Source organism: Chitinophaga sp., assembly GCF_035538455.1.
Lineage (GTDB): Bacteria > Bacteroidota > Bacteroidia > Chitinophagales > Chitinophagaceae > Chitinophaga.
Genome location: NZ_DATLKJ010000212.1, coordinates 45,624 through 68,319, shown reverse-complemented (window position 1 = coordinate 68,319; position 22,696 = coordinate 45,624). Strand labels below are relative to the sequence as shown.

Annotated in this window: 19 protein-coding genes; 9 read left to right on the top strand and 10 right to left on the bottom strand. The window is 45.5% G+C overall.

Annotation, left to right across the window (positions count from 1 at the left end; translation table 11 throughout):
* Nucleotides 1-428: TonB-dependent receptor domain-containing protein (locus tag VM802_RS25380; RefSeq protein WP_325535964.1), on the top strand; the 428-nt coding region annotated here is incomplete at its 5' end.
* A gap of 173 nt (nt 429-601) precedes the next feature.
* Here the strand turns inward: VM802_RS25380 and purL are convergent.
* Nucleotides 602-2,821, bottom strand: coding sequence for a phosphoribosylformylglycinamidine synthase subunit PurL (purL, locus tag VM802_RS25375; protein ID WP_325535962.1), 2,220 nt, complete (start codon nt 2,819-2,821; stop codon nt 602-604).
* 292 nt (nt 2,822-3,113) lie between these two features.
* On the opposite strand from purL, the gene VM802_RS25370 reads away from it, so the two are divergent.
* The gene (locus tag VM802_RS25370; protein WP_325535960.1) at nt 3,114-5,303 is read left to right on the top strand and encodes a glutamine synthetase III family protein; all 2,190 of its coding nucleotides are present in this window, start codon (nt 3,114-3,116) and stop codon (nt 5,301-5,303) included.
* 216 nt (nt 5,304-5,519) lie between these two features.
* Complete coding sequence (locus VM802_RS25365; RefSeq protein ID WP_325535958.1) at nt 5,520-6,338, top strand: hypothetical protein; 819 nt, start codon at nt 5,520-5,522, stop codon at nt 6,336-6,338.
* 65 nt (nt 6,339-6,403) lie between these two features.
* On the opposite strand, the gene accC is transcribed toward VM802_RS25365, so the two are convergent.
* From accC to efp, 3 genes are all read right to left on the bottom strand, one after another.
* A complete protein-coding gene (gene accC / locus VM802_RS25360) occupies nt 6,404-7,741 on the bottom strand; it encodes an acetyl-CoA carboxylase biotin carboxylase subunit (protein WP_325535956.1) in 1,338 nt (445 codons plus the stop codon).
* 121 nt (nt 7,742-7,862) lie between these two features.
* On the bottom strand, nt 7,863-8,351 hold the full coding sequence (gene accB / locus VM802_RS25355) for an acetyl-CoA carboxylase biotin carboxyl carrier protein (RefSeq protein WP_325535954.1): 489 nt from the start codon (nt 8,349-8,351) through the stop codon (nt 7,863-7,865).
* A 127-nt stretch (nt 8,352-8,478) separates the two neighbouring features.
* A complete protein-coding gene (efp, locus tag VM802_RS25350; RefSeq protein ID WP_325535952.1) occupies nt 8,479-9,042 on the bottom strand; it encodes an elongation factor P in 564 nt (187 codons plus the stop codon).
* Between the two features lie 192 nt (nt 9,043-9,234).
* On the opposite strand from efp, the gene VM802_RS25345 reads away from it, so the two are divergent.
* The 3 genes from VM802_RS25345 to VM802_RS25335 all read left to right on the top strand — a co-directional run bounded on the left by VM802_RS25345 (nt 9,235) and on the right by VM802_RS25335 (nt 11,464).
* The gene (locus VM802_RS25345; protein ID WP_325535950.1) at nt 9,235-9,741 is read left to right on the top strand and encodes a peroxiredoxin family protein; all 507 of its coding nucleotides are present in this window, start codon (nt 9,235-9,237) and stop codon (nt 9,739-9,741) included.
* Nucleotides 9,742-9,828: 87 nt separating this feature from the next.
* The gene (gene mdh, locus VM802_RS25340) at nt 9,829-10,770 is read left to right on the top strand and encodes a malate dehydrogenase (protein ID WP_325535948.1); all 942 of its coding nucleotides are present in this window, start codon (nt 9,829-9,831) and stop codon (nt 10,768-10,770) included.
* Nucleotides 10,771-11,002: 232 nt separating this feature from the next.
* Nucleotides 11,003-11,464, top strand: coding sequence for a MarR family winged helix-turn-helix transcriptional regulator (locus VM802_RS25335; protein WP_325535946.1), 462 nt, complete (start codon nt 11,003-11,005; stop codon nt 11,462-11,464).
* A 1-nt stretch (nt 11,465) separates the two neighbouring features.
* On the opposite strand, the gene VM802_RS25330 is transcribed toward VM802_RS25335, so the two are convergent.
* The 3 genes from VM802_RS25330 to VM802_RS25320 all read right to left on the bottom strand — a co-directional run bounded on the left by VM802_RS25330 (nt 11,466) and on the right by VM802_RS25320 (nt 14,845).
* Nucleotides 11,466-12,701: an MFS transporter gene (locus tag VM802_RS25330; RefSeq protein WP_325535944.1), complete on the bottom strand. Its 1,236-nt coding sequence runs from the start codon at nt 12,699-12,701 to the stop codon at nt 11,466-11,468.
* A gap of 82 nt (nt 12,702-12,783) precedes the next feature.
* The gene (locus tag VM802_RS25325) at nt 12,784-13,473 is read right to left on the bottom strand and encodes a DedA family protein (protein ID WP_325535942.1); all 690 of its coding nucleotides are present in this window, start codon (nt 13,471-13,473) and stop codon (nt 12,784-12,786) included.
* Between the two features lie 58 nt (nt 13,474-13,531).
* Nucleotides 13,532-14,845, bottom strand: coding sequence for a dicarboxylate/amino acid:cation symporter (locus tag VM802_RS25320; RefSeq protein WP_325535940.1), 1,314 nt, complete (start codon nt 14,843-14,845; stop codon nt 13,532-13,534).
* 234 nt (nt 14,846-15,079) lie between these two features.
* Between VM802_RS25320 and VM802_RS25315 the strand changes: the two genes are divergently transcribed.
* Both VM802_RS25315 and VM802_RS25310 read left to right on the top strand, forming a co-directional pair.
* Nucleotides 15,080-16,576, top strand: coding sequence for an amino acid permease (locus tag VM802_RS25315; RefSeq protein ID WP_325535938.1), 1,497 nt, complete (start codon nt 15,080-15,082; stop codon nt 16,574-16,576).
* Between the two features lie 146 nt (nt 16,577-16,722).
* Nucleotides 16,723-17,433 (top strand): YebC/PmpR family DNA-binding transcriptional regulator, encoded by a 711-nt coding sequence (locus VM802_RS25310; protein ID WP_325535935.1) that lies wholly within the window; start codon nt 16,723-16,725, stop codon nt 17,431-17,433.
* An 89-nt stretch (nt 17,434-17,522) separates the two neighbouring features.
* Here VM802_RS25310 and VM802_RS25305 read toward each other — a convergent pair whose 3' ends face one another.
* From VM802_RS25305 to VM802_RS25295, 3 genes are all read right to left on the bottom strand, one after another.
* A complete protein-coding gene (locus VM802_RS25305; protein WP_325535933.1) occupies nt 17,523-18,245 on the bottom strand; it encodes a response regulator transcription factor in 723 nt (240 codons plus the stop codon).
* A 182-nt stretch (nt 18,246-18,427) separates the two neighbouring features.
* Nucleotides 18,428-19,387 (bottom strand): D-2-hydroxyacid dehydrogenase, encoded by a 960-nt coding sequence (locus VM802_RS25300; protein WP_325535931.1) that lies wholly within the window; start codon nt 19,385-19,387, stop codon nt 18,428-18,430.
* Nucleotides 19,388-19,613: 226 nt separating this feature from the next.
* Entirely contained in the window at nt 19,614-22,016 is a 2,403-nt protein-coding gene (locus VM802_RS25295) for an alpha-ketoacid dehydrogenase subunit alpha/beta (RefSeq protein WP_325535929.1), read from the bottom strand.
* A gap of 197 nt (nt 22,017-22,213) precedes the next feature.
* On the opposite strand from VM802_RS25295, the gene VM802_RS25290 reads away from it, so the two are divergent.
* Nucleotides 22,214-22,612 carry a DUF1573 domain-containing protein gene (locus VM802_RS25290; RefSeq protein WP_325535927.1) on the top strand — a complete coding sequence of 133 codons (399 nt, stop codon included), beginning with the start codon at nt 22,214-22,216 and terminating at the stop codon, nt 22,610-22,612.
* The last annotated feature ends 84 nt before the right edge of the window (nt 22,613-22,696 follow it).

Below are 22,696 nucleotides of genomic sequence, written 5' to 3'. Positions count from 1 at the left end.
TCAAGGAGCGATTTGACGTAGCCTTCGCCAGCGACACTGATGCCGATCGGCACGGAATCGTGAGGGACACCGGTAAAGTCTGGCTGCCCACTACCCGTATCTCTCCGGACAAGCTCACCATAGGTATGAACTATTCTCCATTGAAACAGTGGGACCTCGGTATATACTATATCTATTCCGGTACCCGTAAGCATTTTGATATGGTGAAGAAGAAATACAAGCTGGGAGAAGGCCCTATAGGTGATTTCCAGCTAGTGAACTTCTATACCAGTTACCGCTTCAATAAAAATGTCACCGTGCGCCTCGGTATTGATAACCTGCTCAATGCAGACTATTACCCGGTGATGTCTCAGGCCAATGTGCGCGAGAACTCCTATATCAAGGGAAGCGGCGCCCGATTTAACCTGGGGCTCAATTACAGACTGTGATTAGTATTGATTAGCGTGATTACCCTGATGAACGAGTAGTAGAAACAGAATAGGAATAAAAGCGAAAGACCCGTTTAGAATGGTTCTAAACGGGTCTTTCGCTTTTATTCTAATTATCTTCCTACGTAGTCTTCACTCATCAGGGCAATCACACTAATCAACAATAATCACAGTTACAGTTGCTCTTCGATGGAAGTATCGTATATTTTTTCCCAGTCAGCTACTTTACCCCAGTCTTCACCGCCTACTTTAATGTTTTCGCCGGCTACAACACCTACTTTCTCGTGGCGCACAGATACTTCGGACGCATCAACCAGGCTATGCATGAGCGCTTCGAACTTCTCTTTGTCTTCAGGTCTGATAGTAACAACTACACGGCTCTGGCTTTCACCAAACAGGTAAGCGTCTCTGCGGAACTTTTCATTGATCTGCAGCTCAAAGCCCAGGCCTTTAGGCATAGCACTTTCCAGCATGGTAATGAATAAACCGCCTTCGCTGATATCATGTGCAGACTGAATCAGACCTGCCTTATTGAGCTTTGCAATTGCCTGATGGAGGTGGAATTCCTCATCGAGGTTAAAGTGCGGAGCGGGGCTGTATTCGATACCGATTATTTTGTGCAGGTACTCAGAGCTGTTGATATCATTGCGGCTGCGGCCCAGCATATACACCAGGTGGCCTGTTTCTTTGAAGTCGAGCGTGATGCGCTGATCCAGGTTGTCCAGGATACCCACCATACCGATGGTTGGAGTAGGATAAACGGGACCGTCCGGAGACTGGTTGTAGAAGCTCACGTTACCACCGGTAACAGGTGTATTGAATTTGCGGCAGGCTTCACCCATACCCTGAACAGCGTGAACAAACTGGTAGTATACTTCAGGATCGTAAGGGTTACCGAAGTTGAGGCAGTTGGTGATAGCTACTGGTTCGCCACCGGAACATACGATGTTGCGGGCAGCTTCTGCTACAGCGATCTGACCACCTTTGTGAGGATCTGCAAAAACGTAGCGGCTGTTGCAGTCCGTAGTCATAGCCAGTGCTTTTCTGGTGCCTTTCACCAATACGATCGGAGCATCGCTGGGTGCGTTGGTGGTAGTGTTAGCCGTACCTACCATGCTGTCGTACTGGTTGTATATCCAGCGTTTGGACGCTATGTTGGGTAATGCTACCATTCTTTCCGCTACAAATTTCGGGTGTTCTGTATCGGAGATATTCTGAATATCAAATGCTTTTATTTTCTGGAAGTAGCCCGGCTCTGTGTAAGCGCGGTGATACTGTGGAGCGCCGCCACCCAGTACAAGGCTTTCAGCAGGAACGTCGGCTTCGAGTTCGCCGTTCATGTAGAATTTCAGGTTAGGCTCTTTCGTTACTTCACCGATCTGAACGCAGTGCAGATCCCATTTTTCGAAGATGTCGAGGATTTCTTTTTCGCGGCCTTTCTTCACAACGATAAGCATACGTTCCTGGCTTTCGCTGAGGAGCATTTCCCATGCTTTCATGTTCTCCTGGCGGGTAGGTACTTTTTCCAGCCAGATGTTCATGCCGTGTTCTCCTTTGGCGCTCATTTCAGCGGTGGAGCAGGTGATACCGGCGGCGCCCATATCCTGCATACCGATGATAGCATTGGTTTTGATGATCTCGAGGCAGGCTTCCAGCAGTTTCTTTTCCTGGAAGGGATCTCCTACCTGAACAGCAGGCAGATCTTCCACGCTGTCTTCTGTGATGTTGGCAGAAGCGAAGGAAGCACCACCGATACCATCTTTACCGGTAGCAGAACCTACAATGAAAACAGGGTTGCCTTCACCGTGCGAAGTAGCGGATACGGTCTGGCCAACTTTCACGATGCCAACGCTCATAGCGTTTACCAGCGGGTTGGTGCCGTAGCAGTCTTCGAAGTATGTTTCACCACCTACAGTAGGTACGCCGAAGCAGTTGCCATAGTGGCCGATGCCGTGTACGATACCTTTTACGAGGTGCTGTGTTTTTTTATCATTGATATTACCGAATCGCAGGGAGTTCATTGCTGCGATGGGGCGGGCGCCCATGGTAAAGATATCGCGGTGGATACCGCCCACGCCTGTTGCTGCACCCTGGAAAGGTTCGATAGCAGAAGGGTGGTTGTGGGACTCAATTTTAAATACTACTGCATAGCCATCGCCTATATCAACGAGGCCGGCATTTTCCTCACCAGCTTTTACCAGCAGCCTGTCTCCCTCACGGGGTAAGGATTTCAGCCACACGATAGAGTTCTTATACGAGCAATGTTCACTCCACATTACGGAGTACATACTCAGCTCAGTAAAATTTGGTGTGCGGCCTAAAATGGATTTAATTCGTTCAAACTCGTCAGCAGTAAGTCCCAGCTGTTCAGCAATTTCTACGGTGGTTTGCATGTATGTAAGTATAAAAAAACGAGTAATTAAAAAGAAGTGCAAACCTACATGATTTTCCTGCAAATGCCAAGAGATACAGGGTGGTATCCTGTTAAGGTCTAAATATCCTCACTAATTCATATTATTAATTTTTTAATTTATCAGTTTGTACATATCTCAATCACTTTTTTTTATCGAAATCATAAAAAAAGCAGGTTTTTAAACCACGAAATGTAATTTTTTGGTTAAATCGAACAATTTATTTGCATATACAGAAGGGGTTGCGTTCTTTTGTATTAAAATTAATTACAGCATGCAATCGTTACGTTTCACCGCGCTGGAAGGATTAGCTGGCGTAGACTCCAAACTTACCGAACATAATGGTAAAATAACAGAAGTATTTGGCAGCAATGTTTTTGCCGGAAGAATTGTAAGGGAATACCTGAGTGATGAGGCATACAAGAGCCTGATGAACTCTATTAAAAACGGCACCAAACTGGAACGCAAAATGGCGGAACAGATTGCCTCCGGTATGAAAGCCTGGGCAATGAAAAAGGGCGTAACTCACTATACGCACTGGTTTCAGCCGTTAACTGGTACTACCGCTGAAAAGCACGATTCATTCTTTACCCTGAAGAGCGATGGTTCCGCTCTGGAAACATTTGACGGCGATGCGCTGGTTCAACAGGAGCCTGATGCTTCCAGCTTCCCTAACGGCGGTCTGAGAGCGACTTTCGAAGCACGTGGTTACACAGCATGGGATCCTTCCTCCCCTGCATTTATCCTTGAGCAGGGATATGGTAAAACACTCTGCATCCCTACTATCTTCGTTTCTTACACAGGGGAATCTCTCGACTATAAAGCACCGTTGCTGAAAGCACTGGCAGCTATTGATAAAGCAGCAGTAGACGTATGCAACTATTTTGATAAAAATGTAACCAAGGTAACGCCTACTCTGGGTTGGGAACAGGAATACTTCCTGGTAGATGAAAATCTCGCCAATGCACGTCCTGACCTGATCATGACTGGCCGTACCGTCGTAGGTCATGCTCCTTCCAAAGGACAGCAGCTGGAAGACCACTACTTTGGTTCTATTCCTGAGCGTGCCTACGCTTACATGCGCGATTTCGAAGAAGAAGCTTACAAACTGGGTATTCCGTTGAGAACACGCCACAACGAAGTAGCTCCTTCTCAGTTCGAGTGCGCTCCGATATTTGAAGAAGTGAACATCGCAGTAGACCACAACTCTCTGCTGATGGACATCATGAATAAAGTGGGTAAACGCCACAAACTGAAAGTGCTGCTGCACGAGAAACCTTTTGCAGGCATCAACGGTTCCGGTAAACACAACAACTGGAGCATGGCCACCGATACCGGTGTAAACCTCCTCGCTCCCGGTAAAACGCCGAAGACCAACCTGATGTTCCTCACTTTCTTTGTGAACACCATCAAAGCAGTTCATGATTACGCTGACCTGCTGAGAGCTTCTATCGCTTCTCCCAGCAACGATTTCCGTCTGGGCGCCAACGAAGCTCCTCCTGCTATCATCTCCGTATTCTCCGGTAAATACCTGTACGAAGTATTGCAGGAAGTAAAAACCCGCGTAAACAACAAGTTCGACGAGCAGGACGAAGCAATCCTGAAACTGGATCTGCACCGTCATATTCCTGAGCTGATGCTGGATAATACCGACCGTAACCGTACCTCTCCTTTTGCTTTCACCGGCAACAAGTTTGAGTTCCGCGCCGTAGGTTCCTCTGCAAACTGCGCTTCAGCGATGACTGTTCTCAACACTATCGTGGCTAAAACACTGGCTGACTTTAAAGTAGAGGTGGATGGCCTGATCGAAAAAGGTGAGAAAAAAGAGATTGCAATTATGCAAACTCTTCGAAAATATATTGTAGATTCGGAAAAAGTATTGTTTGAAGGCGACGGTTACAGTGAAGAATGGGAAAAAGAAGCCGCTAAGAGAGGTCTGGAGAATATCAAAACCACTCCTAAAGCGCTCGACGCTCTGGTAACTCCAAAAGCTACCAAACTGTTTACAGAAACCGGCGTTTACAACGAAAAAGAACTGCATGCCCGTCACGAGATCCTGCTGGAAGACTACGTGAAGAAAGTGCAGATCGAAGCCCGCGTTATCGGCGATCTGGCCACCAATAATATTCTGCCGTCTGCCATCAGCTACCTCAATGAGCTGATCAGCAACATCCGCGGTCTGAAAGAAATTGGCCTCGGTGAAGATTCCGTTAAAGCGCAAAAACAAATCGCTACAAAAATATCTGAACATATTAATGTCATCAGTGAGAACGTACAGGCTATGATCGAGGCGCGTAAGGTAATCAACAAACTTACCGACAGCCGTCAGAAAGCCATCGACTACTGTGAAAAGATTAAGCCGTACTTTGATGTGATCCGTTATCACTCCGATAAACTGGAGTTCCTGGTGGATGACAAAAAATGGGCACTGCCCAAGTACAGAGAGCTGCTTTTCTTGCGATAAAACCGTAAGATTGTTTTGGTGTATGATTAGCCCCGGATTTTTATCCGGGGCTTTTTTATTCAAAAACTTATGGTTAGCTTTATTATATCCTCTTAACCGCTACACACCCCCTCTTACCCGAACCACCCACCTGTAACCGGCACCTACTATTACATCCCTGTGCTGTCATTATCCGTGTGTTTTTACTCAATATAACCAAACCAAAATTCCTCAATTATGAAGCAAAAACTGTTTTCCCTTGTTAGCCTGACTACTGTACTGTACCTCTATCTCAGCAGCTGTCTGAAGCCCGAACCAACAGTGATACAGCCTCCATCCACCGGCATGCTGAAGATCGTACAACTAAAGGGCACGCGTAGCGTCAATTCGCTTGATTCAATGCCCATTATCTATAACCAACACGGTAACCCCGTGAGTATTATGCCTACTCACGTGAGTACCGGTTACCCAGCTTACCTGTTTGGATATGACCGCCAAAACCGGCTGCTCACCTACATCGGCAGCTATATGAACAACAATTATTTTGAATCTGCTCATAAGTATGCGTATGACCAGCTTAACCGTGTGGTACTGGATTCCATGATGATATTTGGTACTTACTCCGATGATCTGCAGACAATCATCAAGGATCCACGGGGATTCCTTAAAGTAACCACCTATTCATACGATCACCTGAACAGGCTTATAAAAGCAGTAGAAGTGGGGCTTTCCTATGATATTGATACCACTACTATTTCCTATTCCTACAATACAGCCGGCAATGTCTGGAAAATACATACGGTATATGTATCACCCGCTTACCCGGAAAGAAACTCCATCTCAGACGCCTTCCCATCTTACGATAACAAAACAAACTATCACCAGCTTCACAAAGTATGGCAGGTCATCGACAGAGATTATAACCGGAATAATGTATATGGCGCCAATACCTACAACAGTCTTGGATTGCCGGTCAGCATAACGATTGACTACAAACAATACCGGCCGGTACTGGGTATTTCATTCGACAGCGTCGGTATCAGATATGGATTCTGACAAAAGAAAACCGCCTCTCCTGCAATGCGGGAGAGGCGGTCTGAAATATAGTATATCCGTTGCCGTTATACCAGCTTGAAAGTCTCTGTAAACTTGGTGGTAAAGTTACCTTTACGGAAGTTTTCATCACGCATCAGCTGCTGATGGAATGGAATGGTAGTTTTCACACCTTCGATCACGAACTCGCTCAGCGCGCGTTCCATCGTGTTGATGGCTTCTTCGCGGGTCTGCGCCATAGTGATGATCTTTGCTACCATTGAATCATAGAACGGAGGGATCACATAACCTGCGTAGATGTGTGAATCCACGCGTACGCCGTGTCCGCCAGGGATGTGCAGCGTAGTGATCTTACCGGGAGACGGACGGAAATCGTTGTAAGGATCTTCCGCATTGATACGGCACTCAATAGCATGCATCTGCGGCGTGTAGTTTTTACCGGAGATAGGAATACCGGCGGCGATCTTGATCTGCTCTTTTACGAGGTCGAAGTTGATCACTTCTTCGGTAACACCGTGTTCTACCTGGATACGGGTGTTCATTTCCATGAAGTAGAAATTGCGGTGTTTATCTACCAGGAACTCAATGGTTCCTACGCTTTCGTAGTTGATTGCACTGGCAGCGCGGATAGCCGCTTCACCCATTTTCTCACGCAGCTCAGGCGTCATGAATGGAGAAGGGGATTCCTCCACCAATTTCTGGTGACGACGCTGAATAGAACAGTCCCTCTCGCTGAGATGGCATACTTTTCCGTATTGGTCACCAGCTACCTGTATTTCAATGTGACGGGGCTCTTCCACGAATTTCTCCATGTAAATACCGTCGTTGTTGAATGCAGCGCGGGCTTCATTTTTAGCCATGTTATAGGCATTTTCCAGTTCGGCCTCTTCCCAAACCACGCGCATACCTTTACCACCACCACCGGCGGTAGCTTTGATAATAACAGGGTATCCCATGTTTTTGGCCAGGGATTTGCCCTCTTCCACACTCTGCAGCAGGCCTTCCGAACCGGGGATAACCGGTACGCCCGCAGCAATCATGGTTTCCTTGGCAGTCATCTTGTCTCCCATCTTACGGATCATCTCCGGTGTGGGGCCGATGAACTTAATACCATGTTCGCCGCAGATCTCCGCAAAACGCGCATTCTCAGCGAGGAAGCCATATCCGGGATGGATAGCGTCAGCATTGGTAATCTCCGCTGCTGCCATCAGGTGAGGGATGTTGAGGTATGACTCGCTGCTCTGTGGCTTACCGATACATACCGCTTCATCAGCGAATTTAACATGCAGACTATCTTTATCCGCAGTAGAATAAACTGCTACCGTTTTGATACCCATTTCCTTACAGGTGCGGATAATACGCAGGGCAATCTCTCCACGGTTGGCAATTAGTATTTTTTTAAACATTGTTTTCCTTTAAGTTGAGACAATAGCAGGTTAGTTTTAACACCGAGCCTTTAGAAGTTAGCCTTTAACTCACTGTTTTTGCTGGAGCTAAAGGCTAAGAACTAAAGGCTGAACGCTAATATCATGGTTCTACTAAAAACAAAGGTTGATCGTATTCCACCGGAGATGCATCATCTACAAGCACTTTCACGATCTTGCCGCTTACTTCACTTTCAATTTCATTGAAAAGCTTCATGGCTTCAATAATACAAACTACTTTTCCGGAAGAAACTTCGTCGCCCACGTTTACAAATGGCGCTTTATCTGGACCAGCACTACGATAGAAAGTACCGATCATTGGAGATTTGATAGTAATCAGATTGTCTGCTTTAGGAGCAGCGGGCGCCGCTGGTGCGGCTGGTGTAGCCGGAGTGGCTACAGGTGCCGCTACAGGAGCTGCAGCAGCTACCGTCTGGATGGGCGCAGTGGCCGCAGGAACAGCTATTACCTGTTGTACTTCGTTGTCTTTCTGTTTTATTGTAATCTTAAACTTGTCCTGCTCAATGCTCAGTTCGCTGATATTTGATTTGTTGATCATTTTTACCAGTTCCTGAATCTGTTTAAAGTCCATGTAGACAGTTTTTGGTTAGAAATTATTGTAAGTATATTCAGCAATTGTTGATTGCTTTATACCAACATGAGTTTTCGGCTCAATGTTACATCAGCATAAATGCAATAACAATACAGGCGCTTTAATATTATTTTACTCTTTCGATGTATTCGCCGGTTTTGGTGTTCACTCTGATCATCTCTCCTTCGTCAACAAACAGCGGAACCATTACTGTAGCACCAGTCTCAATAGTAGCGGGTTTCAGCGTACGGGTAGCGGTATCACCTTTAACACCTGGTTCAGAGTAAGTAACCAGTGCTACAATCTTATCAGGCAGTTCTACGGCCATGTATTGCTCAGTTTCCGTGTTGATCTGTACACTTACTTCCTGGCCTTCTTTCAGGAACTGAGGAGCGTCGATGCTCTGTTCTGGCATAGCAATCTGCTCGAAAGTTTCATTATCCATGAAGTTATAACCGGTATCATCCTTATATAAGTACTGGAACGCTTTCTTTTCAATGCGAACCGGGTAGATAGTATCTCCGGAGTTCCAGGTGTGCTCTATAGAACGGCTATTATCAACACCTTTCAATTTAGCCCAAACCTTTGCTGCAGCACGGGCGGTTTTGTTCTGACCAAACTCTACAACAGAATACAAACTGTTATCCAGTTTGATGATTAATCCTGTTCTGATATCTGCGGTTGTAGCCATAAGAAGCTTACTTTTATTTTAGGTTAAAAATTTATACGGATTGCAAAAGTAGAAATTTTTGCATATGAACAAGCAACTAATTCCCAAAATTAGACAGAATCATGCCTTTTCAACCCAATTTTCGTGTTTTTTCTCCAATTAATGACATTAATAGGGTAAATTGAACTTTAAATCTGAAATATATTTCTGAATATGCGTTACCTGATCTTAGCAATCATCAGTTTGCTACCCGTGCTATTAAAGGCTCAAAACAACAGTACCTCTGCTCCCAAACAAGCTCCTTATCTTCAGTACCCGATCATTCCGGCTTTCCCCATCACTCTCCCTGATGGTCATGTGATCACAAAAAATGATCTCCGTAAAAATGAGAAGACAATGGTGTTTGTTTTCAGCGTAGACTGTGATCATTGTAAACACCTGACGGAAGAAGTACTGAAGAACATCGATAAGTTTAAAAAAACACAAATCCTGATGGTCACTCCTTTTAAGCTGGAGCAGATGAAGGAATACTATAATCAGTATAAAATAAAAGACTATCCCAACATCATTATGGGCAGCGAGCCTACCCGTCAGATCATGTACTTCTATGATCTCCGTTATTTCCCGGGATTATATATCTATAATAAGAAACAACAGTTTGTAAAAGGCTTTGAAGGTACTGTAAAGCTCGATTCGCTGACCTATTATCTCAACAAATAATACCCGGTCTGCGCGCGTTTTATCTGCATCCTAATCATTACATTTGTTTAGTATAAATCATTCTTCACTTTTAAAGCTATAGACAAAATGAAAGTTACAGTAGTAGGGGCCGGAAATGTGGGTGCAACGTGCGCCAATGTGTTGGCCCACAGAGATTTTCTGAAGGAAGTGGTTTTATTGGATATTAAGGAAGGAACAGCCGAAGGAAAAGCCCTGGATACGTGGCAACAGGCTCCCATAGATTATTACAGCACCAAAACTACAGGTGTAACCAACGATTACGCCAGAACTGCCGGCAGTGATGTAGTGGTAATAACTTCAGGGCTTCCCCGCAAACCCGGGATGAGCCGCGATGACCTGATTTCCACCAATGCCAATATCGTAAAGTCAGTTACTGAAAATATCATCAAATATTCTCCGGAGGCTATCATCATTGTGGTGAGCAACCCACTGGATGTTATGACATATTGCGCCTATCTGACCGCCAAAAAGAACAGCAATAAAGTGTTTGGAATGGCCGGTATCCTGGATACAGCACGCTACCGCGCTTTCCTGGCCGACGAAATCGGATGCTCCCCCAAAGATATTCAAGCTATCCTGATGGGCGGACATGGCGATACGATGGTACCTCTTCCCCGTTATACTACTGTAGGCGGTATCCCGGTTACTGAACTGGTAGCTGCCGATAAACTGGAAGCAATCATTCAACGCACCAAAGTGGGTGGCGGCGAGATCGTGAACCTGCTCGGAACATCTGCATGGTACGCCCCCGGCGCAGCCGCAGCTCAGATGGTAGAAGCTATCGTGAAAGATGAAAAACGGATCTTCCCCGTGTGCGCATGGCTCACCGGCGAATACGGCCTGAAAGACATATACCTGGGTGTTCCCGTGGTATTGGGCAAAGAGGGCATCGAAAAAATCCTGGAACTGCAACTCAATGCTGACGAAAAGGAACTGTTAAATACATCCGCCAAGCATGTGAAAGAAGTAATGGATGTATTGGATAAAATGCAATCTGCAACTGCCTAACGTTAATGAATATATTATTGGGGCTGATCATAAAGCTGACGCTTGATCAGCCCTTTTTCGCCGAAACTGTACGCCGGCCCTGTCCGTAATACCGCCATCCGCACAGGAAATTCCGCCCTATATATAACTGTCACTACTGGTCTTTTATATTGAAAGATTCGTAATTTTGATTATAAGGTAATAGCAATGAAATAATTCTATTGCCAGTGCTAATTTGGTTAACAGCGTGCGTATGTCAAACCTGGAAAGACTTATAACACAAAGAAACTTTACAAACGAATATCACAGGGGACTGGTAAGTCTGATCTTTGTAGGAAACTGGATATCCAGCCGTCATCAACAGTTTTTCAAGCGGTATGATATCACTATGCAGCAATTCAATATCCTCCGCATACTCAGAGGCCAATATCCCAAAGCCGCCAGCATCAATACCCTGAAAGAAAGAATGTTGGACAAAATGAGCGATGTGTCCAGGCTGGTGGAGAGAATGCGCCTGGCCGGACTGGTAGAGCGCAAAAGCTGTGAAATGGACAGACGTGCGGTTGATGTACGCATCACCACGAAGGGTCTTGATCTGCTCACGGAGATCGATGGTGCTATCGTTCAGCTGGAAGACGCCTTTAAATCACTCAATGAAAAAGAGGTCAGCCAGCTGAATAAACTACTCGATAAAATGCTGGACAATTACCACTGATCTAAATGTTCTCCAGATAGTTCAGGTCTTTGCCAAATGTTTCCTCAATTTTCCAGGCAGTAATTAACGCGATTCCAATACATATTACCGCTACGATCGCTCCGCTCTGTAAAAATGTAAATTTCTTCTGCACCTGTACAAACAGCAGGGAGATCAATGGCAACATTCCCCTGGCAAAGTTTGGTACTGTTGTAGCAACCGTCGCCCGCAGGTTGGTACCGAAACTCTCTGCAGCAATGGTTACAAAGATGGCCCAGAAGCCAACGCTGAAGCCCATTGCAAAACATACTGCATAAAACAGCCATTTTTCAGCACCGTGCAGATTCAGGTAAACCGTTACCATTACACCGGTAAGCGCGAGGAACAATAACATTACCTTACGGCGGCTTCTCCATAGCTGGCTCACAAGCCCTGTGGTGAAGTCGCCCAGCGTAAGGCCCGCATAACAGAATGCAATGGCATCCCCCGGGTTAATAGTGCCATTGACATGCATTTCTATTGCAAACTTGTTGGAAAAAGCAATCAATATTCCTACTACAAACCACGTAGGAGCCCCCAGTAGCATGCATTTCAGATACCTTACAAAACGTCCTGAATCAGTGAATAATGCGAGGAAACTGCCTCTCGAAGTAGCGGTATTCTTCACAGCATTGAACATTTGCGACTCCATCACACTGATCCTCAGTATCAGCAAAGCCAGTCCGAGTCCGCCTCCTATGAAATAACATATCCTCCAGTCGCCCACCAGTTTGGCGATCAGGTTAGCAGCCACTGCGCCGGAAACGCCTACTGTAGCCACTATCATGGTACCGTAACCGCGCTTTTCCTTTGGCAGTATCTCAGACACCAGCGTAATACCCGCCCCCAGTTCGCCGGCCAACCCAAAGCCTGCAACAAAGCGCCACAGCAGGTATCCATTGATACTATGCACAAAACCATTCGCAATATTGGCAACGGAATAAATGAGAATAGAACCAAATAGTACACTCAGGCGGCCTTTCTTATCACCAACAATCCCCCACACAATACCACCTACCAGCAGCCCCACCATCTGAACATTAATCAGCAACAAACCAGCACCGGAATCAATTTCGCTTTGGGGCAATCCCAGTTCTTTCAGGCTGGGCACTCTCACAATAGTGAAAAGCAAAAGATCATAGATATCTACAAAATAGCCCAGGGAGGCCACTATCACCGCTATATTGAAAATAGAGACGGAACGGCTGTCGGTTTTCATAATAGTTTTTCTGGTTGATAAAATAATAACGTGAAATAAAATAAAAAAGGGCCATAATGGCCCTTTTTGCAAAAATTTATTTTTATAAGGTAGAATCAGTGATTTTAGATGATTCTGTCTCCTCTCCGGTATGCGGTGTGGATTTGACTTTTCCGCTGATCAGCTTGATGATAACCGGCAGCGTGGTGATCAACACTATAACAAGAATGATCAGCTCGAGGTGATTTTTAAGCGTGGGGAACAGTTTGTCGAGATAATGCCCTGCCAACATCATAGAGAACACCCATGCAAATGAACCGATGATATTGTACAACATGAATTTCTTACGATCCATCTGCACGATACCAGCAACGATAGGGGCAAACGTGCGGATAATAGGAAGGAAGCGCGCAAAGAAGATAGCCCCGCCGCCGTATTTCACGAAGAAATCGTGCGCCTGGTGCAAGTGTCTTTGTTTAAAGAAAAAGGTATCTTTCTTCTTAAACATTATCGGTCCAGACTTCAGACCGAACCAGAATCCCACCATATTCCCCAGTACACCGGCAATTGCGATCAACAACATAATCACCACAAATGGCACGTTGAAGAAACTACGGCAAAGATCTTCACTGTAGATGCCGGCTACAAACAGCAGGGAGTCGCCAGGAAGGAAGAAACCGATGAATAACCCGGTTTCTGCAAAAATGATTGCTAACAGCAAATACAGGCCCCCATGTTCAATAATCCATGATGGATTAATGAGGTGCTTAAAAAACTCTAAAATCTGGTCCATGCTTGAAACTCTTTCTGAATCGGTAAAATAAGAATTTATCTGTTATGTATTTGTTAAGTCAGACTTCAATGGACTCACCGGTTCCCAGTTTGTTCTCCCATTTGGAAACTACTGCGGTGGCCATTGCGTTACCGATCACGTTGGTAGCAGAGCGGCCCATATCCAACAGGTGATCCACACCCAGCAGGAGCAACAGGCCCGCTTCCGGAATATGGAACATAGATAGCGTGCCAGCAATTACCACCAGGGAAGCACGCGGTACGCCTGCAATTCCTTTACTGGTGATCATCAGTACCAGCAACATGGTGATCTGCTGATCAATATGAAGGTGCATGCCATAAGCCTGCGCAATAAACAGGCTGGCAAACGTCATATACATCATGGAACCATCCAGGTTAAAAGAATAACCCAGCGGTAATACAAAGCTTACAATGCGGTTATCACAGCCAAACCTTTCCAGTTCTGCCATTGTACGTGGGTAGGCAGCCTCACTGCTGGCCGTACCGAACGCCAGCAACAGCGGATCTTTAATGCCTGCCAGTAACCTGAACACAGGCTTGCCCAGAATCAACCACCCTACAAGCCCCAGCACGATCCATAAGCTGATCAGGCCTGCATAAAACTGTACAATGAACTTTCCATATGTGAGCAACACACCTGGACCTTTGGTGGCAATGATCGCGGCCATAGCCCCGAAAACTGCGAAAGGCGCGAAGTTCATGACAAAGCCTGTTACTTTCAGCATAATATGTGCAACACTATCCATCAGCTTTACCACAGGCAACGCTTTCTCTCCGATAGAAGCCGCTGCAACTCCAAAGAAAATAGCAAATATCACAATCTGAAGAATCTCATTATGTGCCATCGCATCTATAACACTGTCCGGCACCACGTGATGGAAAAACCCTTTCAGGGTCATATCCGCTTTGGCGATACCGGAAGATGCATGCGTATCCGGCAGGGGCAGATTGAGCGAAACACCCGGCTTCAGAATATTCACCAGCAATAGGCCCAGGAACAATGATACAAAGGTTGCACTGATAAACCACAGCATTGTCTTTCCGCCGATGCGGCCAACGGCCTTAATATCACCCATCTTGGCCACACCTACCACCAATGTGGAAAACACCAGCGGCGCAATAATCATTTTCACAAGACGAAGAAATATGTCTGTAAGAATAGAGATCTTATCAGCAAACCCCTGCTGAGTGTCGCTTACCTTTACACTCCCTGGAACATAGGTACCAGGAGTGGCGCCCGGAAGCATTTCGCCAGGAATATGGTAAGCGGAGTATACGCCGTATCCTACGCCGATACCCAATAACATGGCGATGAAAATAAATAACGTCAACAGGTTCGATGATTTCTTCATGCAGCTCTAGGTTGTTTTCTTCTTGTTTTTATATTAAAATAATCTGCGTTGCAACCATAAAAATTTCCCAAAAATAAGGTTCTGGCGGTACAATTCGGCTTTTGTACACAAAATAAAACTGGGGTTATTGATTTTAGATATTATATTTGACGATTAACATCTCGTTAGACGATCAACTAAAAAATCAACAAAAGCTAAACTACCTTAAAACATCAACCACCAATACCATTGCGTATGAGCAAACTTTTTGCTAAGAAACAACTCTCTGTATTATTGTCTGAAGCTGCCGACTCTGAGAAAGGACTTAAGCGTACACTTGGCGCAGGTTCACTGATAGCCCTGGGTATAGGCGCCATCATTGGTGCGGGTTTATTTGTAAGAACCGCTGCCGCAGCAGGCCAACATGCTGGACCGGCAGTAACTATCTCTTTTATCATCGCAGCTATAGGCTGCGCACTCGCCGGATTATGCTATGCAGAATTTGCATCCATGATACCTATTGCCGGTAGCGCCTATACATACTCCTATGCCACACTGGGAGAATTCATTGCCTGGATCATCGGATGGGACCTTGTGCTGGAATATGCGCTGGGAGCCGCTACTGTGGCTATCGGATGGTCTCAGTATCTCAACAAGCTACTAACTGCAGTTTTCCATATAACGATACCCTATGAGTGGTGTCACAGCCCGTTTGAAACATCCGATGCAGGTGTTCAGGGCATTATGAACATTCCTTCCCTCTTCATCCTGCTGGCACTTACTGTTCTCCTAATCAGAGGCACACAGGGTTCCGCGATTGTTAACAACATTATCGTAATCACCAAAGTGGCCATTGTGCTGATGTTCATCTTCCTTGGCTGGAAGTTCATAAACCCTGCTCATCACACTCCTTTCACCATCCCTGCTGATGCAGGATCTGTGAAAATGCATAACGGTCAGATCGTTGACTATTCTCATTTCTGGAATCATGGATGGGCGGGCGTACTGCGCGGTGCCGGCGTGGTATTCTTTGCTTTCATTGGCTTCGACGCCGTATCTACCGCTGCGCAGGAAACCAAGAATCCAAAAAAGAATATGCCTATCGGCATCCTGGTGTCTCTCGGTATCTGTACTTTGCTTTATATCCTCTTTTCATATGTACTTACGGGTATTGCCCCCTTCCAGGACTTCCTGAAAGCAGGCGGCGAAGCTTCTGTTGCTTATGCAATTGATACCTATATGCCTGGCTACCAGTGGTTGTCTCTTTTTATCACTGTGGCTATCCTGGCTGGTTTCTCTTCCGTAATCCTGGTGATGCTGCTGGGTCAGACAAGGGTGTTCTACTCTATGAGTAACGACGGACTGGTACCTGCAGTGTTCTCCAAATTGCATCCTAAATACCGCACTCCCTACCGCTCTCAGTGGATGTTTTTTGGATTTGTGTCTATCTTCGCGGCCTTCATCCCGGACAATGTGGTGGGTGAAATGACCAGTATCGGTACCCTCTTCGCATTTGTGCTGGTATGTGTTGGTGTGATAGTAATGCGTAAGAACAACCCGAATGCTCCACGGGAATTCAAAACACCCTGGGTACCGGTTGTTCCTATACTCGGCGCTGTTATCTGCCTCACCATGATCATCAGCCTTGGCGTCGAAAACTGGGCTCGTTTGTTCGTATGGCTGGGTATCGGTTTCATCGTCTACTTCGGCTACAGTGTAAAACACAGTAAAGCCCGTAAATTGTTAGAATAGTTTTTCTTAGTAATACACTGTCAAAGGTGAAAGGAGTGAGCCGGTAATCGTTCCCTCTTTTCACCTTTTGCTTTTCCATCACTTTTATTTAGCTTATTTTTGCACTCTCAAATAATAAAGTAACTGAAAATTATATACCGCTTACAATGGGAAGAATATTTGAAGTAAGAAAATCAACCATGTTTGCCCGCTGGGACAAAATGGCTAAAAATTTCTCCAGAATAGGTAAAGAAATAGCTATTGCCGTTAAGCAAGGTGGTCCTGATCCCGATAATAACCCCGCCCTGCGTCGCTGTGTCCAGAACGCCAAAGGTGTGAATATGCCTAAAGATCGCGTGGATGCAGCCATCAAACGTGCTATGGGTAAAGATAAAACCGATTATGAAGAAGCGGTATATGAAGGCTATGCCCCCCACGGTGTGGCAGTAATTGTTGATACAGCAACTGATAATACCACCAGAACCGTAGCCAACGTACGCATGCACTTCAATAAAGGCGGTGGAAGCCTTGGAACCAGTGGCTCTGTAGGTTTTCTGTTCAATCGCGTAGGTGAGTTTAAAGTAAAGAACGAAGGTCAGAACCTCGAGGAGCTGGAACTGGAACTGATAGACTTTGGTTTGGATGAAATCGGGGAAGACAGCGAAGGTAACATCATCGTCCGCGTAACTTTCACTGAATTCGGTAATATGTCGAAAGCGTTGGAAGATAAAGGCCTGGAAGTGATCAGCTCAGAGCTGAAGCGCATTCCTACCACTACCGTTGAACTGAATGAAGAACAGGCTAAAGAGGTACTGGAACTGATAGACCGCCTGGAACAGGACGACGACGTACAACAGGTATTCCATAATCTGAAGTAATTATTCAGATCCGGATCATAAAATTACGCCCCCGCTTCAATAGCGGGGGCGTTTTCATGGGATATGGTCCAGTTTACTTGGAAATTATACTATACTTTGGCAATTACATGTGTGCGGTCCAGCTCATTGATTACGAGCATCACGCCCTTGCCTTGAAATGATTCTATTCTGATAGCAGGATCTATAGAGATATGCTTACGCAATCTACTCAGGTATACGTCCATTACACGTCTTGCCAGGTAGCCTTCCTGGCCCCAGATACTAAGCTGTATCTGCTCCCTTTTCAACTTCTTATTGGAATTCTCACACAGAAAACGTAGTAACTCCGCCTCTCTTGGCGCTATGCGCGTGTATTCTTCCGAGTCTTTATGCCTAAGTTGCAGTTGCGAATAATCGAAGACAAGGTTACCGATTGTAAAAATGATACGCTTTTCGCTGCGCAGCAAACGGCTTCTGTTGATATACACTTCCACCCTGCTGATCAGCTCTTCAGTACTGAAAGGCTTTACCAGGTAGTCGTCTGCGCCGGCATCAAATCCGTCGAGCCTGTCCCTCTCCAGATAGCGGGAAGAGGTGAATACGATTGGGATGTTAAAATCAACCGCCCGTATATCTTCGGCCAAAGCAAAGCCATCTTTGCGCGGCATGATTATATCTAGTATACAGAGATCAAATATTGTTTCCTGGAATTTCTCCCATCCGATCTGTCCGTCGGGTGCATATACCACGTCGTAGTTAGCCCGTTCCAGTTGTCTTTTCAGCACTTTCGCAAAAAACTCATCATCCTCTACCAAAAGAATTCGTGATTTCATTATGGTTGATTTGAAAACAACAGAATAAAATATTGGCTTTATCCCTCTTTGATGAGGGTACTTTATACATTTAATCAAAATAAACAAATCATTGGCGTTGTGCCTTCATTCATTTTATTCATTCCTATATTGTTAACAAAATCACATATGAAATACACTGTATACCAATGGTAGTAAGATTTCTAGCGCACTACGTTGTTAATAACAGTGCCATTGAGGAACGTCTTTACGTTCTCTATAGCAGTCTGTTGCAGTCTTTTCCTGGCAGCTCTTGTAGCCCATGCTATGTGAGGCGTGATAATAGCATTGGGTGCCGTAAGCAACGGATTATTCTCTGCGGGAGGCTCGGCAGACAATACATCCAGTCCTGCGCCCGCAATCACACCTGCTTTCAGCGCTTCCGCAAGATCCTGTTCGCGTATCAGCGGTCCCCTGCTGGTGTTTATTAATAAAGCTGTCTTCTTCATCGTCCGCAGCAGATCTATATTTACAAACTCCCTGTTGTTGGTATTCAGCGGGCAATGCAAGGATACAATGTCTGCTTCCCTGAAACAGGTTGCAAGATCTACAAAAGTTACTCCTTCCATTTTGTCCCGTTCCGGGTGATGGTGATATGCAATCACTTTCATTCCGAAAGCAAGTGCAATACGCGCTACGGCTCTTCCTATCTCTCCCAGCCCTACAATACCCAATGTAAGCTGATCCAGCTCGATCAGCGCCGCTTTCCAATAACTAAAGTCCTTACACCTGCTCCACTCTCCTGCCCGTACACTGTCTGCATGTAACCCCGTGTGATTGCATAATTCCAGTACCAGGGCAAATGTTTGCTGTGCTACAGAAGCTGTACCATATGCAGGAACATTGGTAACTGGTATCCCTCTGGCTTTCGCAGCAGCGATGTCCACCACGTTATAGCCAGTGGCCATCACACCTATGTACTCCAGCTCTGGTAATTGCGCTATTGTTGTGGCACTTAGAATTGCTTTGTTGGTCAGCACGATCTGTGCTCCGGCTGCACGTGCTGCCACTTCATGCTCGGGTGTGCGGTCATATATCTTCACATTACCTATCGCTGTTAATGGCTCCCAATCGAGGTCTCCGGGATTCAAAGCATATCCGTCCAATACAACTATATTCTTCATCGGTTCGTATGGTTTAATTTGTCCCTCTAAAATTAGCCGATTAATTAATTAAATAATTATTAACTCATGCGTCAGCAGTTCATAACATCGGAAAATCCATACACCTTTGCAGCGCCATAATAGCACTACTAAGCCTGCAATAACTGCTTAATGTTAAAAAAGAGGCCACCGCATATGCAGATCTATGCATTTACGGTGGCCTCGCCTATTAAGCAAATAGTGTCTGTTATTCTTCCATCATCTCCACAACAATTTTCACAACATCTTCTGTGTTGGGCTTGGAGAAATAGTCTCCGTCGGAACCGTATGCCGGGCGATGTGCCTGTGCACTCAACGTACGGGGAGACACATCCAGCCAGCGGTAACCACCCTGCACTTCCATTACCTGCTGGAACATGTAAGCAGTGCCACCTCCCGGTACATCTTCATCAATGAAGAGAATACGGTTAGTCTTGCGCAGTGACTGTACAATGGTATGATTTATATCAAAAGGCAGTAAGGTCTGCACATCTATCAGTTCACAGGAAATACCCATCTCCTCCAGCGTTACCATGGCTTCCTCCACAATACGTGTCATAGAGCCATAAGTAACCAATGTAACATCGGTACCTTCCTTCAGTACTTCAGGAATACCCAGGGGCACGGTAAATGTTTCAAGATTGGCCGGCAGCTTTTCCTTGAGACGGTAGCCATTGAGCGACTCTATCACAATAGCCGGTTCATTGGCCTGAAGCAGCGTATTGTACATACCGGCTGCCTGCACCATATTTCGGGGTACACATACGTACATGCCGCGCAGGGAGCTGATGATCATGCCCATCGGAGACCCGCTGTGCCAGATACCTTCCAGGCGATGTCCGCGTGTGCGCACAATTATAGGACAGCACTGAATTCCTTTAGTGCGGTATTGCAGGGAGGCTACGTCATCAGATAATGGCTGAAGACCATATAGCAGGTAATCGAGGTATTGTATTTCCGCAATAGGCCTCAATCCCCTAAGTGCCATACCAATTCCCTGCCCCATGATCGTGAGCTCCCGTATACCGGTATCGGTTATACGATTTTGTCCGTGCTTCTGCTGAAGTCCGGCAAAGCCCTGGTTCACATCGCCAATCTTTCCCACATCTTCGCCAAAGGCAAAAACCCTGGGATTGTTGGTAAACAGTTGATCAAAATATTTATTCAGTATCTCGTAACCGTTGAGCGTAATGCCTTCCTCTTCGTAAACAGCAGGTACCACAGGTACATTGCCAACAGCATTTATGCCGGTAGCATAAAGGTTGGTATTATAGTTTTCTTTTTCTTCCTGTTGATACTTGTTGTAATACTCCTGCAAAGCCCGAATAGCAGGCTCTGATTTAATCGGCCTGTGCTTGAAGAGAATGGTGGCAGCTGCTTTAAGAATATCACGACGCTGCGGCTCACGATTAGACTGCAGCTCATTAATAACTTTGTTGATCTCCTGTACATCAGCGCCGGCAACTGTTGCAGTTTGTGCAGCTACAGCAGAAAAAGCCTGCACCTGTTCTCTGATAGGAGCGATATATTTTTCCCATGCAGACCTGCGAGCCTCTTGTGCGGTCACTTTGGCTGCGGCTTCTATTTCGTGAAGCGTATCTTCTTCACTCAATGCATTCTCAAGAATCCAGGAGCGCATCTTCAGGTTGCAGTCAAATTCTTTTTCCCAGGAAAGTCTTTCCTTGTTTTTGTAACGTTCGTGAGAACCGCTGGTGGAGTGACCCTGCGGCTGTGTGATCTCCTCTACATGAAACAGTGCAGGAACATGCGTTTCGCGTATTTTACGGATAGCGTTTTCAAACACCTCACACATGCCGGCATAATCCCAACCTTTTACATTATATATATCAAAGCCGTTGGTACCGTCGGTTTTACGGAAGCCTTCGAGTGCGGCACTGATAGAGTTTTTTGTTGTTTGATATTTACGAGGAACAGAAATACCATAGCCATCATCCCATACAAATACAGCCAGGGGCACCTGTAAAACACCTGCAGCATTCATGGTTTCCCAGAAATGTCCTTCCGACGTAGAGGCGTCACCGATAGTGGCGAAGCAGATTTCGTTACCGTTGTCTGACAGGTCTTTAAACTGGTGAAGTTCTTCCGTTTCACGGAACATCTTTGAAGCATAGGCAAGTCCCAGTGCTCGCGGCATCTGAGCCGCAGTAGGCGCCATATCTGCCGCAGTGTTTTTCATCTGCGCAAGATTAAGCCAGTTACCGTCTTTATCGAGATTAGGTGTTGCAAAGTGAGAGTTCATCTGACGGCCGCCGGAGAAAGGATCATGCTCCTGGTTGGGATCGGCATATAACTGAGAAAAGAACTGCTCAGGATTAGCAATACCAGTGGCAAATGCAATGGTCTGGTCACGGTAGTAACCGGAACGAAAATCCCCAGGCTTGAAGTACTTTGACATTGCGATCTGCGCTATTTCTTTACCATCTCCAAAAATGCCAAATTTTGCTTTCCCCGTAAGCACTTCCCTACGAGCCAGCAAACTCACCTCTCTGCTTATGCAGGCCAACCTGTAATCATTTAACACTTCCTTGCGGAATTCTTCGAATGACAACCGGCTTTCTATATTCATAGATAGTTCGTTATTTTCTATCATGTGCCTCATGGTTAAAGTACAAAAGTAAGGTTAATTATACAGTTGAAAAATGGCAGTCAGTCACCCTTTTAAAATAATCTGATTTATTTTAATAAGATTTTAATAAATTGTAAGGTAACTAATACTTTTTGGCCGTAAATTTGTTTACAGCAAGAAAGAAATTTATTTTTTTTAACCTAGCTTTTAAAAACCATCATATGAAAATGAGAAAGTTTATCTTATCCCTATTTGCGAGCATGTTGCTCACCACAGCGCTGTGGGCTCAGTCACAACCTAATCCAGCTGATTCTAAAGTTAAGTTTGCAAAAGAAACCGTTGATTTCGGAAAAACAGAGCTCAATAAACCAGTAACTGTTGATTTTGAATTTACTAACATTTCCAAAGAACCTGTTTTGATTGAAGCTGCCCGCGCAAGCTGTGGCTGCACTACACCTAAATGGACTCAGGAGCCTATTCTGCCTGGTAAAAAAGGTAAGATCACCGCAAGTTACAGTGCAAACGGTATGGGCCAGCAGAACAAAACCATCTGGGTTAAATTCAAAGGTGTTGATCAAGACAAAGAACTGCACCTGACTGGTACAGTTGGAAACAACTAAGACCGATTTATCTTACTTATATAAAACCTTGCAGCGTATGCTGCAAGGTTTTTTTGTTGCACCATGTAGTCCTATCTTTGCATC